The organism is Novosphingobium sp. KA1 (assembly GCF_017309955.1).
Taxonomy (GTDB): Bacteria; Pseudomonadota; Alphaproteobacteria; order Sphingomonadales; family Sphingomonadaceae; genus Novosphingobium.
This window is the reverse complement of record NZ_CP021248.1, coordinates 1,139,075-1,154,725: the sequence shown is the minus strand read 5'-3', so window position 1 is coordinate 1,154,725 and position 15,651 is coordinate 1,139,075. Positions and strand designations below refer to the sequence as shown.

Here is a 15,651-nt window from a genome sequence, read left to right as displayed (position 1 = left end):
GTCCCATCCCGCGGTGAACCAACGGCCGTCGCAAGGCGATAGCGTCGTTACGGCAGGCGTTCCCCGCGCGCGGTTTCCAGCACTTTGTACCATTCCGAAGCGGTCCACTGGACCTTCAGGGCATCGCGGGAGGAGAGAATACGTTCGGGCGTCTGCGTGCCGACGATGGGGATCGGCCGCGAGGGGGGCGCCATGAGCCACGAGAGTGCGGCGGCGGCAGTGTCGGTGCCATAACGCTCGCCCTGCGCAACCAGCAGCTTGGCGACGGGATCTCGCCAGGCCGAAACCAGACGTCCCCCGCCCAGCGGGGACCACGCCAGCACGGCGGCATCGTGGGCCATCGCCTGGTCGAGGGTGCCGTCGTAAAGCGGGGCATAATGCATCGCCGAGAATTCGGGCTGGGTAGAAACGATCGGGAAGGGCAGAAAGGCCTGCAGCGCTGCGAATTCCGCGGGGCTGTAATTGGAAACGCCGATGGCCTTGACCTTGCCGCTTTCGACCATGGCGGCGAGGGTTTCGGCCACATCGCGCGGATGGGCCAGGAAGTCGCGGCGGTGGATCTGGTAGAGTTCGACCGAAGGCAGGCCCAGGCGTTCGAGCGAGGCGTCGAGCGCCTTGTGCAGATAGTCCGGGCTCGAATCGTAAGGCACGCCCGGCACGATGCCGCCCTTGGTTGCGATCACCATCCGTTGGCGCAGGTCTGGACGACCGGCGAGCGCCTTGCCCAGCAGCCGTTCCGCGCCGCCAAAGCCCAGTGCCGCGTCGCAGCCGTAGATGTCCGCTGTGTCGAACAGGGTGATCCCCGCCTCAAGCGCCGCCTCGATACGCGCGACGATGGCGCCGATATCGTCATCGCCGTCCGCGCGGGCGAGCCGCCACATGCCCCAGGCTATCGGAAAAACGGAAATTCCACTCTTGCCGAGCGGAACGGATTGGGTCGACAGGGGGAGGGTCATGTTCTCAACCAGTGCGATAGAGGTTGCTGAAATAAAGGACGCTTTGCGCGACGCGCCTAGCCAGCCGCCTTGCTGCGGCGCAACGGAGCGCGGCTGAGTTCGTTACCACTTGCCGTGACCCGCGACAGCAGCGCGACAAAGGTCGCCTGCTCTGCCGCGGACAGCGCGCCGAGAATTTCTCCTTGAACCCCTTCGACCAGGGGGACCGCTTCACCCAGCAGGTCTTTTCCCTGGTCGGTCAGCGCCAGCACGCGGGCACGTCGGTCTGTCGGGCTGGTTTCACGCAGGACCAGCCCTTTGAGCACGAGCCGGTCGACCACACCGCCGATGGTCACCCGGTCATAGGCGATCATGCCGGCCAGGGTCTGCTGGTCGATGCCAGGGTGCTGGCGGAGCGTCACGAGTGCGGCAAATTGCACCGGAGTGAGGTCGATCTCCGCTTCGCCCATCCGGTGCGTAAAAAGCGCGACGCAAATCTGCTGCAGGCGGCGGATCAGGTGTCCAGGCATGGTTTCGAGATCGCTCATTGCGCTACCTAGCGTGATGTTTGACCGCCGCTCAAGCCCGGCAGATAGAAATGTGCGGGCAAGGGGGCCTGAATTCGATTGTGGCCGAAATCCGAAAAATGCAAAAAATCTCGGACTTCGGCGGTTACCTTAAGCGCCATCGATGGTTATGCCATGCCTATGGAGACGCAAGCCCTTGTCTTTGCATTGATCGGAATTCTCGGGATCGGTGCACAATGGATCGCCTGGCGCACCGGATGGCCCGCCATTGCCCTCATGCTGGCGGCAGGCGTGCTCGCCGGCCCGGTGACCGGCCTGATCGTGCCCGAACATACATTTGGCGAACTGCTGGAACCGATGGTTTCGGTAGCGGTGGCGCTGATCCTCTTCGAAGGCGGCCTCAGCCTCAATTTCCGGGAGCTGCGCAAGACCGAAGGCGCGGTGACGCGGCTGATGTTCCTGGGCATTCCACTGGGGTGGGTGCTGGGATCGCTCGCCTGTTATTACGTCGCCGGGCTGGTCTGGCCAGTGGCGATCCTGTTTGCGGGCATCCTGGTCGTGACCGGCCCAACCGTCGTGATCCCGCTCCTGCGCCAGAGCAACGTGGCCCCGCGTCCGCGTGCGATCCTGAAGTGGGAAGCCATCGTCAACGACCCGTTCGGCGCCCTGTGTGCCGTCATCACCTATGAGTATCTGCGCAGGGTGGACGAGGGCGGCACACTGCTTTCGGTGGTGGCGGCGCTGCTCGGCGCGGCGGTGGTGGCCGGGCTGATCGGCTATGCGGTCGCACGGGCGGTCGCCTGGGCATTCCCGCGCGGCCATGTGCCGGAATACCTCAAGGCGCCGGTCCTGCTGGTGGCCGTGATCGGCACGTTCGTGTTGTCCAACCTGATCCAGCAGGAGACCGGCCTTTTGGCGGTGACGGTCATGGGCGTGGCACTGGCCAACATGCGGCTGGATTCACTGCGCGACATCCATCCGTTCAAGGAGAACATCACCGTTCTGCTGATTTCCGGCGTGTTCGTGCTGCTTTCCGCCTCGCTCGACCTTGCGGTGCTGCGCCAGTTCGAATGGCGGTTCCTGGCCTTCCTGCTGGCACTGCTGTTCCTGGTGCGCCCGGCGACGGTGCTGGTAAGCCTGGCTTTCAGCAAGATCCCGTGGAACGAACGCCTGCTGGTGGCGTGGATCGCGCCGCGCGGCGTGGTGGCAGTAGCGGTGTCGGGCCTGTTCGCATTGCGGCTCGACCAGCTTGGTTATGGCGACGGCAGCATTCTGGTGACGCTGTCGTTCTCGGTCGTCATCGCGACGATCATCGCACATGGTTTCAGCATCCGCCACGTTGCGCGCTGGCTCAAGGTCACCGGCGCGCGGAAGAAGGGCCTGCTGATCGTCGGCAGCACCCCCTGGAGCCTGTCGCTGGCCGAGCAGATGCGCCAGCTCGAAGTGCCGGTGATGATCTCCGACACCAGCTGGCAGCGGCTGTCGTCGCCGCGGCAGTCTGGCGTTGCTACCTACCACGGTGAGATTCTGGCCGAGTCCACCGAGGAGCGGCTCGACCTGACGCAGTTTCAGGTGCTGGTCGCAACGACCGACAACGAGGCCTACAACGCGCTCGTCTGCAGTGAGTTTGCGCCCGATATTGGCCGGGATTCCGTATACCAACTGGGCGGCATGGGCGATGACGAGGATCACCGCAGCCTGCCGGAAGCCTTGCGCGGGCGTGCGATGTTCGCCTCCGGCGTTGGCGTCTCGGAAATCGCCGAGCGCGAACGGGCCGGCTGGAGCTTTCGCAAGACCCGCATCTCCGAGCAGTTCGACTTTGCCGATGCCCAGGCCTCGCTCCCGGACGAGGCGGACATGCTGTTCCTGCTGCGCAAGGACGGCAAGATCCGCTTCTTCACCCATGCCTCGCGGCCGACGCCGCAGCCGGGTGATACCATCGTTTCCTACGGCCCCTCGCGCCATGGCGAGGTTCCGGAAAGCCCCGAGAGTTCCAACAAGAAGGAGGCAGCGACATGAAGAACGCGCCCATCATCGCCGGATCGCTGTTGGTTGCGGTGCTAACCGGATGCCAGCAGGGCCCGGGCAAGGGAGAAGCCGGTGCCGGGAGCGGATCGCCCGCCGCACAGAACAGCATCATGGACGATGGCGATGCCAGCGAGGCGGCTGTGGATGAGCCGAAGAAGTCCATCATCCGCCCGGAAATCGACACCGCGCCGCCGCCGGCACCGATGATCGAGGCGGTCGACCTGACCGTGCCTTATCCCGCGCGCGGCAGCAGCCCCGACGCGGCGGGGCGTGCCCTGCTCGACGGATTGCTCGACGAGCCGGTGGTCAAGGCGGGCGGCAAGGTGACGATCTGGGGCCACAGCGACTCCCGCGGGTCCGATGCCGAAAACCTGGCGGCATCGCGCCGCCGGGCGGACGCGGCGCGCAGCTACCTCGAAAGCAAGGGCATCGCCAGGTCGCGCATCACCGTCATTCCATTGGGCGAGGCGCGGCCGATCGCACCCAACCGCAAGCTGGACGGCAGCGACGATCCCGAAGGACGGGCGCGGAACCGCCGTGTCGAGATCCGGGTCGATATTCCGGTGGCTGGGCCGGATCCTGCAGCTGCTCCGGCTCCTGCACCATCATCGAAGGCGCCGGGCGGAACCTGAGCGCGTCAGGCAAAAAATACCGGGTCGGGCAGTGACGCCCAACCCGGTCCCACAGCATCATCCAGCCTCTCGGTGGCATGTCGGATGCGCTGGTGGGGTTTTCGGAGGATCGGGGGGATGATCGTTCCGAATTCTCGAAAAGCCTACTTGAGACCACCGCCAATCGCGCGGTAGATCTCCACCATGTTGCTGGCGCGGGTCAGGCGCGTGGCAACAAGCGTCTGTTCCGCGTTGTAGAGCGTGCGCTGCGAGTCAAGCGCGGTCAGGAAGTCGTCCACACCGGCCTTGAAGCGCGCATCGGAAAGCTGGTAGCTCTTGCGCGCCGCATTGCGCAGCGAGGTCTGTGCTTCCAGCTGTGCCGTCATCGTCGAGCGGCGGGCGAGCGCGTCGGCGACTTCGCGGAAGCCGGTCTGCACGCTCTTCTCGTAGGTCGCGACCATGGCGTCGTACGTGGCCCGGGCATAGCGCAGGTTGCCCTGGTTCTTGCCGAAATCGAAGATCGGCAGGCTGGCCGAAGGGGCCACCGACCAGTAATCGCTGCCGGACTTGAACAGGTTCGACAGGCCGAGGCTCATCGTGCCGAACGCGGCGGTCAGCGAGATGCTGGGGAAGAAGGCCGCGCGGGCCGCGCCGATATTGGCGTTCGCGCCCTTCAACTGATGCTCGGCGGCGGCAATGTCGGGCCGGCGCAGCAGCAGCGTGGAGGGCAGTTCGGCAGGCAGGTTGGCCAGCGTTACGTCGGTTTCGGGCAGGGCACCCGGCAGGTCCTCGGCGCCCAGGCTGGTACCAGCCAAGAGGTCGAGCGCGTTCTTGTCCTGCGCGACTTGCGTGGTCGCGGCGGCGATGTCCGAACGGGCCTGATCGTAGCTGGTCTGTGCCTGGCGCACTTCCAGTTCCGAGGCCACGCCCTTCGAGAAGCGTGCCTTGGTCAGATCGAGAGTCTGGCCAAAGGCCTTTTCCAGATTGCGCGCGATCTGGAGGCGCTCCTGGTCGGCGGCCATCGTCAGCCACGCGGTCGCCGTTTCGGCGATCAGCGCGGTCTGCGCCGCGTTGCGGTTCTCGACCGAGGCGAAGTAGCTTTCCTGTGCTGCCTTGGTGAGATTACGAACGCGGCCAAACAGGTCGACCTCCCAGGCCGAGACGCCGACCGAGGCGGTGTAGATGTCGGTCCGGCCAGACATGCCGCCGGTTCCGCCCGACGACTGCTGGGCAAAAGGCTGGTCCTGATAGGTGGCGCTGCCGTTCACCCCGACGCCGGGCAGCAGGTCCGCACGTTGCACGCGGTACTGTGCACGGGCCTGTTCGACATTGGCGACCGCGATGCGCAGATCGCGGTTGTTGTCGAGTGCGGTCTGGATGACCCGCGCCAGGCGCGGGTCGGTGAAGAAGTCCTTCCAGGCGGTGTCGGCCGAAACGGCAGACGCATCGCTCGTGCCGTCGACCGGCCCCGCAGGGCTGGTCTCGGGAACCGGAAGATCGGGGCGGACATACTTGGGCGCCATGTTGCAGGCCGCCAGCGCGAGCGCCAGCGACGTGGCGGTGAGCGCTTTCACATTACGCATTTTCATGCCTCCTGCGGCTCAGCCGAAGCCTTGCCGTCGAGATCGTTGCTCTCGTCGCCATGCTCTTCCTTCCCGTGATGTTCACGGAACAGGCGCTTCACCACGGTGAAGAACACAGGCACGAAGAAGATGGCGAGTACGGTCGCGGATAGCATGCCGCCGACCACCGCCCAGCCGATCGCATTCTGGCCACCGGCACCGGCGCCGGTCGACAGGGCGAGCGGCAGCACGCCGAAGATGAAGGCGAAGCTGGTCATCAGGATCGGCCTGAGGCGCAGCTTGCCGGCTTCGAGCGCGGCCTGGACCGGGGAGAGACCGTCGCGCATCTTCTCTTCCGCGAACTCGACGATAAGGATCGCGTTCTTGGCCGAGACACCGATGGTGGTGATAAGGCCCACCTGCAGGTAGATGTCGTTGCTGAGGCCCACGAGCCGCGCCGCGATCACTGCGCCGAGCACGCCCAGCGGCACCACCAGCATGACCGCGATCGGCACCGACCAGCTCTCGTAAAGCGCGGCAAGGCACAGGAACACGATCAGCATGGACAGCGCGTAAAGCGCCGGGGCCTGACCGCCCGAGGTCTTTTCCTCGTAGGAAATGCCGCTCCATTCAAGACCGACACCGGCGGGCAGCTTGGTCGCCATTTCCTCGATCGCGTTCATCGCCTCACCCGTCGAGACGCCGGGCGCGGGGGCACCCATGATCTGCAGCGAGGACACGCCGTTGAAGCGTTCGAGCTTGGCTGGGCCATAAGTCCACTCCGTCGTCGCGAACGAGGAGATCGGAGCCATGACGCCGCTGCTGCCGCGAACATAGAACTGACCGATCGATTCCGGCTTGGTGCGGAACTGTCCGTCGGCCTGCACGAAGACCTTCTTCACGCGGTCGCGATCGATGAAGTCGTTGACGTAGGTACTGCCCATCGCGGTGCTGATGGTCGAGTTGATGTCCGCCTGGGCGATGCCGAGGGCACCGGCTGCGGCCTGGTCGACGTTCAGCTTGAGCTGGGGCGTATCTTCAAGCCCGTTGGGGCGGACCTGCGCCAGGCGCTTGTCGGCCATGGCCATGCCCAGCAGCTGGTTGCGGGCTTCCAGCATCTTGTCGTGGCCAAGGCCGCCGTTGTCTACGAGCTGGAACTCGAAGCCAGTGGCATTGCCCAGTTCCTGCACGGCGGGCGGGGCAAAGGCGATCGCCATGCCCGACGTGATCTTCTGGAACGCCATGTTGGCACGCAGCGCGATGGCACTGACGGTGTTGTCCTTGCCCTTGCGCTCGGACCAGTCCTTCATGCGCACGAAGGCCAGGCCCACGTTCTCGCCCTGACCCACGAAGCCGAAGCCCGAGATCGTGAAGACGTCGGCCACGTTGGCCTTCTCGTCCTTGAGGTAGTGATCGCGCACCCGGGCGAGCGTGCGTTCGGTTTCCTCCATCGTCGTGCCGGCGGGCAGCGAGACCTGGTTGATCAGGATGCCCTGGTCCTCGTCCGGCAGGAAGCCACCGGGAAGGCGCAGGAAGATGAAGGCCATGCCGGCCACGATGAGGGCGTAGACGAGCATCGTCCGGCCCCAGTTGCGCTCAACCTTGTCCACCGCCTTGCCGTAGCGTTCCACGCCGCGATCGAAGGTGGTGTTGAACCAATGGAAGAAGCGGTTGAACACCCCGGCAATGCCGGTCTGCTTCCCACCCGCGAGGCCGGAGCCATGGCCGTGGCCGTCGGAAGCGCCCTTGAGGATGGTCGAGCACAGCGCCGGGGTCAGCACCAGTGCCACGATCACCGAAAGCACCATTGAGGAGACGATCGTGATCGAGAACTGGCGGAAGATCACGCCGGTGGAACCGCCGAAGAACGCCATCGGCAGGAATACCGCCGAAAGCACCAGGCCGATGCCGATCAGCGCGCCGCTGATCTCGTCCATTGAGCGGCGGGCCGCTTCCTTCGGGCTGAGCCCCTCGGTCTGGATGAGACGTTCGACGTTTTCGACCACGACGATGGCGTCGTCGACCAGCAGGCCGATCGCCAGCACCATGCCGAACAGGGTGAGGGTGTTGATGGTGAACCCCGCGAGGTCGAGGACCGCGAGGGAGCCGAGCAGGACGACAGGCACCGCGATCGTCGGAATCAGCGTCGCGCGCCAGTTCTGGAGGAACAGGAACATGACGAAGAACACGAGCACGACGGCTTCGACGAGGGTGTGGATCACCTGCTCGACCGAGAGCTTGACGTACGTCGAGTTGTCGACCGGGAACTTGTACTTCACCCAGCTCGGGAAGTTTTTCGAGAGCTGGTCGATCTTGGTCTTCACGCCGTCCACGGTGTCGAGCGCGTTGGCGCCCGGCGCCAGCTTGATGCCGAAACCGGCGGCCGGATGGCCGTTCAGCTTGGCGCCGAAGCTGTAGTTCTCCGCGCCCATGTCGACACGGGCAACGTCGGCGAGGCGGACCACGGAACCGTCGGTATTGTTCCGCAGCATGATCTGGCGGAACTGTTCGGCGGTGCGCAGGCGCGACTGGGCCGTGATGGTGGCGTTGAGGGCCTGCCCCTTGGGCGAGGGCGATGCGCCGATCTGTCCTGCGGAAACCTGCGCGTTCTGTGCCTGGATCGCGGCGGTCACGTCGGTTGCGGTGACGCCGAGGTTGGCCATCTTGAAGGGATCGAGCCAGACGCGCATGGAATACTGCGCACCCAGAAGCTGGGTGTCGCCCACGCCGTTCACGCGGCTGATCGGGTCCTGCAGCGAAGACGCGATGAAGTCACCCGCGTCCTGCTGGTCGTGAATGCCGTCATCGGCATAGACGGCCATGACCATGAGGAAGGTCGAGGTCGACTTGGTCACGCGCAGGCCCTGCTGCTGCACTTCCTGCGGAAGCAGCGGCGTTGCCTGCGACAGCTTGTTCTGCACCTGGACCTGCGCGATGTCGGGGTCGGTGCCCTGCTCGAAGGTCAGGGTGATGGTGAGGTTGCCCGCGCCGTCGCTCGACGAGGCGAAGTAGCGCAAGTGGTCGATGCCCTTGAGCTGCTGCTCGATCACCTGGGTGGTCGTCGATTCCAGCGTCTGGGCGTTGGCGCCCGGATAGCTTGTGGCGATCTGGACCGCCGGCGCGGCGATTTCGGGGAACTGGGCCACGGCCAGCGAACGGATCGCCAGGGCGCCCGCGAGCATCATGACGATGGCGATGACCCATGCGAAGATGGGTCTGTCGATGAAATAGCGGGACATGGGTTACTGGGCCCCGCCGTTTGCCTGCGTGCCTGCCGCGACGGTGACCTGTTGGGGCATGCCGGGCTTGACCACGGTGCCCGGGCGCAGGTTCACCAGACCTTCGACGATCAGGCGATCGCCGATGTTGAGGCCCTTGGTGACGATCCACTTGTCGCCGACCATGCGGTCGACCTCGATCTGGCGGACTTCGACCTTGTTGTCCTTGCCCACGACCATCGCGGTCGCACGGCCGCGCGGATCGCGGGTGACGCCCTGCTGCGGCGCGAGCACGACGTTCTGGCGCAGGCCTTCGACCAGCCTGGCGCGCACGTACATGCCGGGCAGCAGCAGGCCATTGGGGTTGGGGAAGGTCGCGCGCAGGATCACCGAGCCGGAGCTCGGGTCGACGGTGACGTCGGCGAACTGGAGGCGGCCCTCGATCGGGTAGATCGAGCCGTTGGGCAGGATCAGCTGGATACGTGCGCCTTCGGCCTCGCTGACGCCGCCCGAGGCCATCGCCTGCTTGAGGTCGACGATCTGCGCGGCCGACTGGGTAACGTCGACATAGACCGTGTCGGTACGCGAGATGACGGCCAGCGCGTCTGCCTGCGCAGCTGAAACCAGCGCGCCGGGAGTGAACAGCGAACGGCCGATGCGGCCCGAGATGGGCGCGCGGATACGGGTGAAGTTCTGGTTCACCTGCGCGGCCTGGACGGCACCTTGCTGCGCTGCGACATTGGCGCGCGCCTGCTGCGCGGCGGCAGCCGCATCGTCATACTGTTGACGGCTGACGGCGTTGATCGCGATCAGGTCCTTGTACCGCTTTGCCTGGAGTGCGGTGGAATTGATCGTGGCGTTGGCGACCGCGAGCGAGCCCTTGGCCTGCGCGAGCGCGGCGCGATAGGGTGAATCCTCGATCTCGTAGAGCAGCTGGCCGGCCTGGACGTTGCTGCCCTCGGTGAACAGCCGGCGGCGGATCACGCCGGTGATCTGCGGGCGGACATCCGCGGTTTCCAGCGCCGCGATGCGGCCGGGAAGCTCGTTGGTGAGCTCGGCCGATTCCTTGGTGAGGGTGACCACGCCGACCGTCGGGGCCGGGGGTGCCGCCGGTTGCTCCTTGCCGCATGCACTGAGTGCCAGAGCCAGCGCAAGAGCCAGTGTCGGGGCCGAGGTACAGGCGCGAATTCCTGCAGTTACCGCCTTTTGCATGATGGGTCTTTCATCGCGATCGTTGGGGGGATTTTGAGAGTGAACGATCATTCACATTGCATTGCCACTAGAAATCGGCCATGGAGAATTCAAGCGAAAAATACATATCGAGACAGAAAATGGGTGCAGTGCAGCAAAAACTGCCCAGCGCAGATCGCATTCGCATCGCGGCCAGAGAGCTCTTTGCGACCAACGGCTTCCATCAGACCTCCATGGCTGAGCTGGCAGCGGCTGCCGATATGTCGGTCGGCCTGATCTACCGCTCGTTCAAGAGCAAGGCGGACATCATCGAGGCTATCGTTCGCACCGATTTCGACGAAAAACTGCTCGAAATCGGTGCATTGCGACGGCAACTCGCAGACGGCGAACTTACTGTTCTGGAGACCTTCCGGCAACTGTTCCTTCAGGTGATGGACGAAGGGGACGAGGCGCTGTCGTTCGACATTCTCGCCGAAGGGTTCCGCAACGAGCGCGTGGGCCAGACTATCGGCGAGATGTGCGAACGGTTTCGCGGTTATCTGCGGGAATTTGCAAGGGCGGCCAACGCGCGGCTCGACGGCGAGGACCTGGAAGGGGCGACCGAGTTGCTGCTGGGCTGCCTGTTCGGCCTGGGTCACCGAAGCATTTCGCGGCCGAATCTGGACAGCGCGCATATCGCCGAACAGAGCGCGCGAATGATCGTAACCGCCTTCAGGGACATGTGAAAGCCGCGCCGGCGGGACCGGTGCCGGACTTGCTCATGCCGCGCGGGTCTGACGGCCCTGCGCGGGAGGATGGCTCAGGGCAGTTCCCAGCTGATTGGGAAATGCCTTAGGCGGCGTGGACAAATTCCTCGAGGTCACGATAGCCCCCATTTGCCCCCCGGCGAGGCGCGCGGACGCGGGAAGAGTGGTTCTCTTTCAAGGCCGTGCAACGCTGCCGGGGGGCAAATGGGGGCTACCCCGAAGGGGCCGGACCAAAACCCGCCACTTCGGCGTCGGTTCGGCTTGAACTATCGACATAGTCCTGCGCCTCACCTCCTTGAATTGACGGGTTTTGCCTCCGGTCGTGACCTCGAGGAATTTGTCCACGCCGCCTAGTGGCTCTTGCGGTGCTTTCCGCCGTAGCGCTTGCCGCAGAACTGTTCGAGGCTGGCCATTTCACGCGCGGCAGCGGCGGCGGTGGCGACATCGCAAGGCATGGCTTTTTCCGCCGCGGAAATGCGCGCGTCGACCCGGTCCTTGAGCTGTTCGATATCGGCCCTGCTCAGCACGTTCTTTTCGCGCAGGTAGCAGATCAGGCTCTGCAGGATGATGATGGCCTTTTCACCGGAATCGACTTCCATGATATCCATGCCTTCCATTGACGTCCCTATCCTTCCCAGGCTTCGGATTATGTTCCGAATGCCGCGTGCCGAGGGCGATGATTCTGCCCTTCTGGAGTAACAGCGTTGCGTGAAGCCGGGGTAAACGCAAGGGAAAGTTGCGGGGCGGTCGCGATGACTATGTCGGCAGGGGCCGATCAGCCCTGCAGCGGGATCACCGGCAGGCTGCATCGATGGTGCCGAAAGCCTTGAGCCGATTGATAAAATTGGCGCTCAATGGCCATGGGTGCCGGGCCGCGATCCTGACCCGATTGATGGCCACGAGCGAACGGCCATGTGGCTCACCGGATCGCCTAGGTTACGGATTCTTCAGGTTCCGGCGAACTCGGCGCAATGTTCGATGGCGCAGCAGGGGGCTAGCGGCCCTCGCTCGGCCGCCGTTGCCACGGCAACGGAACGTGATGAGACCCTCCCATGCGCCAAGCCCGCTTGCTGATAGCCGCTCTGTTGCTCGTGCCGCTGCTTCCCGTTGGCGCATTTGCCGCCGAATCCGTCCCTGACAAGGCTGGCGGTTCAGCCGGAACCGACCCGACGATCGACCAGATCCATGCGCTGGCGGCCAGCGGGCATGTCGATCAGGCGCTGATCCGCATGGACCGGGTGCTCAAGGACCACCCCTCCAGCGCCAAGGCCCACTATGTCGAGGCGGAACTCTATGCGCGCGAAGACCACGCGGCACAGGGCCGACGGGAGCTGGCCAGGGCCGAGCAACTTTCTCCCGGGCTCCCGTTTGCGGATGTCTATTCGGTCGCGCAGCTGAACCGTCAGCTCGCGCTGGGCACGGAATCGGCGGAGGGTATCTCCGTCGCGGCGAAACCGGCGCCACCGGCAGCGCCGCACGTTCCATGGGGAATGATCGCCGGGATCGGTGCAGCTCTGTTCGGCCTGTTCCTCTTGCTGCGCCGCCGACCGCCGCCGTTGGATACGCAGCAAACGCAGTCCGCATGGCCGCCATCGGCCTATGGCGGTGCGGGTTTCGGAGTGTCCGGAGGCATGGGGTCGGGGCTGCTCGGCAACCTGGTTTCGGGCGCGGCGATGGGGGCTGGTTTTGCGGCGGGAGAGGAAGCGATCGACCACCTGTTCGCAGGAGAACGGCGCGAAAGCCGAAGCGAACTGGGGATGCATGACAGTGATGTCGGGGGCTCCAATACCGATATGGGCGGCAGCGATTTCGGCATCGCCGATGACGGTTCCTGGGAGGACAGCGCGGCGAACAACGACGGCTGGTAAGCGCCGGGCGCGATAGGCGGCTTTCATGCCGACGCCTGGCGGGGCGAACAAAGGATCAGGACGTGCAAGGAATGACATCCATCCGGCCGGCCCGGTGCGGGGCCGGGAAATGGGGCGCGATTGGCCGCGTCCGCAAAAGGGCAATTGTGCCGGCCGTTCTGGTCGCGTTGGTCGCTGCACCGGCCATGGCGCAGGACGTGTCCGGCCGGCCGGATGACCTCAAGATCGGAGGCGACCGCATTTCGGTGGGCATCGGCATGGCGTCGACGCCGGACTACATCGGCGCCGACAGTTCGAGCATCACCCCGACCGCCGCCATCCAGGGGCAGCTTTCCGGCATCAGCTTCAACACCCAGGGCACCGCCATTTACATCGATGCGGTTCCTTCCAGTGGCCAGCCGGGATGGAAGCTGGAGCTTGGGCCGCTGGCCGCGCTGCGCCTCGACCGGGCCGGCAAGCTGGACAATCCTGCCGTGCGGGCGCTGGGCCGCCTCGACAAGGCCGTGGAACTGGGCGGCTCGATCGGGGTGCAGCGTACCGGGGTCGTCACCAGCCCATTCGACACCCTTTCGCTAAGCCTTTCCTACCAGCATGACATCGCCGGTGCGCATGGCAGCTACGTGGCGAGCCCCGAGGTCGACTACGACACGCCGCTGTCCGAACATGCCTTCGTGTCGTTCTCGGCCTCGGCCGACTACGTCGGCGCCGGCTTCGGTCGCTATTATTACGCGGTCGACCAGGCGGGCAGCCTCGCGAGCGGCCTGCCGGTCTACCTCGGCGCCGACCGGGCCGGGTGGAAGGACTGCAATTTCAGCACGATGGCCGTTCACTCGCTGACCGGCAACCTGCTGCATGGATTGGGCGTGTTTGCCACTGGCGGCTACCAGCGGCTGCTTGGCGCCTACCGCCGTTCGCCGGTCGTGGCCGACGTCGGCAATGCCAACCAGTGGAGCGGCGCGCTCGGGGTGGAGTTCAGCTTTCGATGAGACGCCGTGGTTTCCTGCTGTCTCTGGCAGCAGTCGCCGCACTGGCGGCATCCTTTCCGCTGACGGGCTGCCTTGATCGCAATCGCACGCCGCTCTCGCGCATCTATTATCACGGACCCCGGTCCGATCATTTCGACGGGGAGCACTTCTTCAATCCGGAAGGCGAGGAAGGCACCGGCGGTGCCCAGCGCGACGGCATCGGTACGTTCCTGCGCATCGCCGAGGGGCGCGCCGGGCATCATGGCTGGCCGGCCTCGGTGCCGGTCGTCCAGAGCGTGCCGCCACGCCGGGTGGAGGGACAGCGTATGCTGGTCACCTGGATCGGCCATGCCACCACGCTGGTGCAGACACAGGGAATCAACATCCTCATCGATCCGGTCTGGGCCAAGCGGGATTCCCCCGTGCAACTGGTCGGACCGGAGCGGGTCCGCAAGCCTGGCGTGAAGCTGCGCGACCTGCCGCCGATCGATCTCGTGCTGATCAGCCACAATCACTACGATCACCTCGACATGCACGCGCTGGAGAAGATCGCGGCGCGCGACCATCCCACGATCATCACCGGGCTCGGCAACGATACCCTGCTCGCACAGTACGGCATCCCGGCCAAGGCGGGTGACTGGGGGCAGACCATTGCCTTGCGCCCCGGCATCGACGTGGAGATCACCCGCGCTCATCACTGGAGCGAGCGCTGGTACGACGACCGGGATCGTTCCTTGTGGTGTGGGTTCCGGGTCAGGTTGCCCTCGGGCGGGGACCTCTACTATTCCGGCGACACGGGGGACGGGCGGATGATCTGGGCACACCAGGCGGTCGAGCCGGGACGGCCGATCCGTCTCGCGATCCTGCCGATCGCACCCTACAAGCTGACCCAGGCGAAGACAGGCAATCACATCGATCCGGGCGGTGCGGTGACGGCTTTCGGGATCCTGCATCCCGCATGGGCGCTCGGCGTCCATTGGGGTACGTTCGAACTGGGCGAGGAAGGGGTGAACGACGCGCCCAAGCGGCTGGCGGCCTCGCTGGCCGACCATGCCATCGCGCCGGGGCGGTTCCGCACCCTGGAGGCGGGGCAGGCCTGGGATGTGCCGGCCGATCGATGAAGCGGCGAGCCGGCTGCTATAAGGAACCTTGAGCTGCCGCGCGGATTTCCCGGTGGTCAGCGATGGGCGTCCGAACATGAGAATTGCGGCAATCGTTCTTTCGGCAACGGCGCTGCTGCCGGCCGCGGCGGCAGCGCAGGAGCGCAGCTATTGTCCCGACCGTCCCGGCATCGGCACACCGGCCTGCACGATGACACCGGGGCAGTTCTCGCTGGAACTCGGCCTCGGTGACTGGACGCTGGAGCGCGGCGAGGGGCAGCGGCAGGACAGCTTCACGCTGGGCGATGCACTGCTGCGCTATGGCATCGCCGACCACGCCGAAGTGCAGGTGGGCTGGACCATGCTCGGCTTCGCGCGCACCCGCGACAGCGTCAGCCATACCGTCGATCATCGCAGCGGCACCGGCGACATGACGCTGGCGCTGCGCCGCAACCTGGTCAATCCCGACGGGTCGGGGTTCTCGCTGGCGCTCATGCCCTATGTCTCGCTGCCGGTGGGGCGAAGCCCGCTGGGCGCCGGGGACTGGGGGGCAGGCATGCTGGTGCCGGTGTCCTATCAGCTCAGCGACACCTGGAGCCTGTCCAGCACGAGCGAGGTCGATGCGGCCGTGGACGAGGACGGCCATGGCCGCCACTTCGCGGTGGCCGAGACGGTCGGCGCGACGGCGGCCGTCAGTGATACCGTCTCGGCGACGGCGGAATATCAGATCCTCGGCGACAAGGATCCCGAAGGTCATAGCGTCCAGCATCTCGCCGGGCTGTCGCTGGGCTGGCAGCCGCAGGACGGTCTGCAGCTGGATCTCGGCGTCAATGCCGGGCTGGATCGCGACGCGGCGGATGTCGAAGTCTATTTCGGCATTGCGCGGCGGTTCTGAGGCAG

Annotated in this window: 13 protein-coding genes; 7 read left to right on the top strand and 6 right to left on the bottom strand. The window is 65.5% G+C overall.

Going from position 1 to position 15,651, the window contains the following annotated elements:
* Window positions 1–47: 47 nt before the first annotated feature.
* Together CA833_RS22975 and CA833_RS22970 are read right to left on the bottom strand one after the other, a co-directional pair.
* Window positions 48–956, bottom strand: coding sequence for an aldo/keto reductase family oxidoreductase (locus CA833_RS22975; protein ID WP_207080321.1), 909 nt, complete (start codon window positions 954–956; stop codon window positions 48–50).
* A gap of 56 nt (window positions 957–1,012) precedes the next feature.
* Window positions 1,013–1,483 carry a MarR family winged helix-turn-helix transcriptional regulator gene (locus CA833_RS22970; protein ID WP_142638605.1) on the bottom strand — a complete coding sequence of 157 codons (471 nt, stop codon included), beginning with the start codon at window positions 1,481–1,483 and terminating at the stop codon, window positions 1,013–1,015.
* Window positions 1,484–1,642: 159 nt separating this feature from the next.
* Between CA833_RS22970 and CA833_RS22965 the strand changes: the two genes are divergently transcribed.
* The gene (locus tag CA833_RS22965) at window positions 1,643–3,481 is read left to right on the top strand and encodes a sodium:proton antiporter (protein ID WP_142638607.1); all 1,839 of its coding nucleotides are present in this window, start codon (window positions 1,643–1,645) and stop codon (window positions 3,479–3,481) included.
* Window positions 3,478–4,122: an OmpA family protein gene (locus CA833_RS22960; protein ID WP_242526434.1), complete on the top strand. Its 645-nt coding sequence runs from the start codon at window positions 3,478–3,480 to the stop codon at window positions 4,120–4,122. The genes CA833_RS22965 and CA833_RS22960 overlap by 4 nt, the downstream gene beginning before the upstream one ends.
* A 143-nt stretch (window positions 4,123–4,265) precedes the next feature.
* Here the strand turns inward: CA833_RS22960 and CA833_RS22955 are convergent, their stop codons facing one another.
* The 3 genes from CA833_RS22955 to CA833_RS22945 are packed head-to-tail and all read right to left on the bottom strand — an operon-like array spanning window position 4,266 to window position 10,093.
* Window positions 4,266–5,684, bottom strand: a complete 1,419-nt coding sequence (locus CA833_RS22955) for an efflux transporter outer membrane subunit (RefSeq protein ID WP_207080320.1) — start codon at window positions 5,682–5,684, stop codon at window positions 4,266–4,268.
* Between the two features lie 2 nt (window positions 5,685–5,686).
* Window positions 5,687–8,902 carry an efflux RND transporter permease subunit gene (locus CA833_RS22950; protein WP_207080319.1) on the bottom strand — a complete coding sequence of 1,072 codons (3,216 nt, stop codon included), beginning with the start codon at window positions 8,900–8,902 and terminating at the stop codon, window positions 5,687–5,689.
* A gap of 3 nt (window positions 8,903–8,905) precedes the next feature.
* Complete coding sequence (locus CA833_RS22945; protein WP_207080318.1) at window positions 8,906–10,093, bottom strand: efflux RND transporter periplasmic adaptor subunit; 1,188 nt, start codon at window positions 10,091–10,093, stop codon at window positions 8,906–8,908.
* A gap of 80 nt (window positions 10,094–10,173) precedes the next feature.
* On the opposite strand from CA833_RS22945, the gene CA833_RS22940 reads away from it, so the two are divergent.
* The gene (locus CA833_RS22940) at window positions 10,174–10,797 is read left to right on the top strand and encodes a TetR/AcrR family transcriptional regulator (protein ID WP_370584590.1); all 624 of its coding nucleotides are present in this window, start codon (window positions 10,174–10,176) and stop codon (window positions 10,795–10,797) included.
* A gap of 371 nt (window positions 10,798–11,168) precedes the next feature.
* Here CA833_RS22940 and CA833_RS22935 read toward each other — a convergent pair whose 3' ends face one another.
* On the bottom strand, window positions 11,169–11,435 hold the full coding sequence (locus tag CA833_RS22935) for a hypothetical protein (protein WP_242526433.1): 267 nt from the start codon (window positions 11,433–11,435) through the stop codon (window positions 11,169–11,171).
* A gap of 435 nt (window positions 11,436–11,870) precedes the next feature.
* On the opposite strand from CA833_RS22935, the gene CA833_RS22930 reads away from it, so the two are divergent.
* From CA833_RS22930 to CA833_RS22915, 4 genes are all read left to right on the top strand, one after another.
* Window positions 11,871–12,686, top strand: coding sequence for a M48 family metallopeptidase (locus CA833_RS22930; RefSeq protein ID WP_207080317.1), 816 nt, complete (start codon window positions 11,871–11,873; stop codon window positions 12,684–12,686).
* Window positions 12,687–12,853: 167 nt separating this feature from the next.
* A complete protein-coding gene (locus CA833_RS22925; protein ID WP_207080316.1) occupies window positions 12,854–13,672 on the top strand; it encodes a MipA/OmpV family protein in 819 nt (272 codons plus the stop codon).
* Window positions 13,669–14,772 carry an MBL fold metallo-hydrolase gene (locus tag CA833_RS22920; RefSeq protein ID WP_207080315.1) on the top strand — a complete coding sequence of 368 codons (1,104 nt, stop codon included), beginning with the start codon at window positions 13,669–13,671 and terminating at the stop codon, window positions 14,770–14,772. The genes CA833_RS22925 and CA833_RS22920 overlap by 4 nt, the downstream gene beginning before the upstream one ends.
* A gap of 76 nt (window positions 14,773–14,848) precedes the next feature.
* Window positions 14,849–15,646, top strand: coding sequence for a transporter (locus CA833_RS22915; RefSeq protein ID WP_207080314.1), 798 nt, complete (start codon window positions 14,849–14,851; stop codon window positions 15,644–15,646).
* Window positions 15,647–15,651: the final 5 nt, after the last annotated feature.

What these genes read in the sequence shown, in the direction of transcription:
- CA833_RS22935 (WP_242526433.1), bottom strand. Translation starts at nt 11,435, where the DNA reads ATGGAAGGCATGGATATCATGGAAGTCGATTCCGGTGAAAAGGCCATC.
- CA833_RS22930 (WP_207080317.1), top strand. Translation starts at nt 11,871, where the DNA reads ATGCGCCAAGCCCGCTTGCTGATAGCCGCTCTGTTGCTCGTGCCGCTG.
- CA833_RS22940 (WP_370584590.1), top strand. Translation starts at nt 10,174, where the DNA reads ATGGAGAATTCAAGCGAAAAATACATATCGAGACAGAAAATGGGTGCA.
- CA833_RS22950 (WP_207080319.1), bottom strand. Translation starts at nt 8,902, where the DNA reads ATGTCCCGCTATTTCATCGACAGACCCATCTTCGCATGGGTCATCGCC.
- CA833_RS22960 (WP_242526434.1), top strand. Translation starts at nt 3,478, where the DNA reads ATGAAGAACGCGCCCATCATCGCCGGATCGCTGTTGGTTGCGGTGCTA.
- CA833_RS22965 (WP_142638607.1), top strand. Translation starts at nt 1,643, where the DNA reads ATGGAGACGCAAGCCCTTGTCTTTGCATTGATCGGAATTCTCGGGATC.
- CA833_RS22945 (WP_207080318.1), bottom strand. Translation starts at nt 10,093, where the DNA reads ATGCAAAAGGCGGTAACTGCAGGAATTCGCGCCTGTACCTCGGCCCCG.
- CA833_RS22915 (WP_207080314.1), top strand. Translation starts at nt 14,849, where the DNA reads ATGAGAATTGCGGCAATCGTTCTTTCGGCAACGGCGCTGCTGCCGGCC.
- CA833_RS22970 (WP_142638605.1), bottom strand. Translation starts at nt 1,483, where the DNA reads ATGAGCGATCTCGAAACCATGCCTGGACACCTGATCCGCCGCCTGCAG.
- CA833_RS22975 (WP_207080321.1), bottom strand. Translation starts at nt 956, where the DNA reads ATGACCCTCCCCCTGTCGACCCAATCCGTTCCGCTCGGCAAGAGTGGA.
- CA833_RS22920 (WP_207080315.1), top strand. Translation starts at nt 13,669, where the DNA reads ATGAGACGCCGTGGTTTCCTGCTGTCTCTGGCAGCAGTCGCCGCACTG.
- CA833_RS22955 (WP_207080320.1), bottom strand. Translation starts at nt 5,684, where the DNA reads ATGCGTAATGTGAAAGCGCTCACCGCCACGTCGCTGGCGCTCGCGCTG.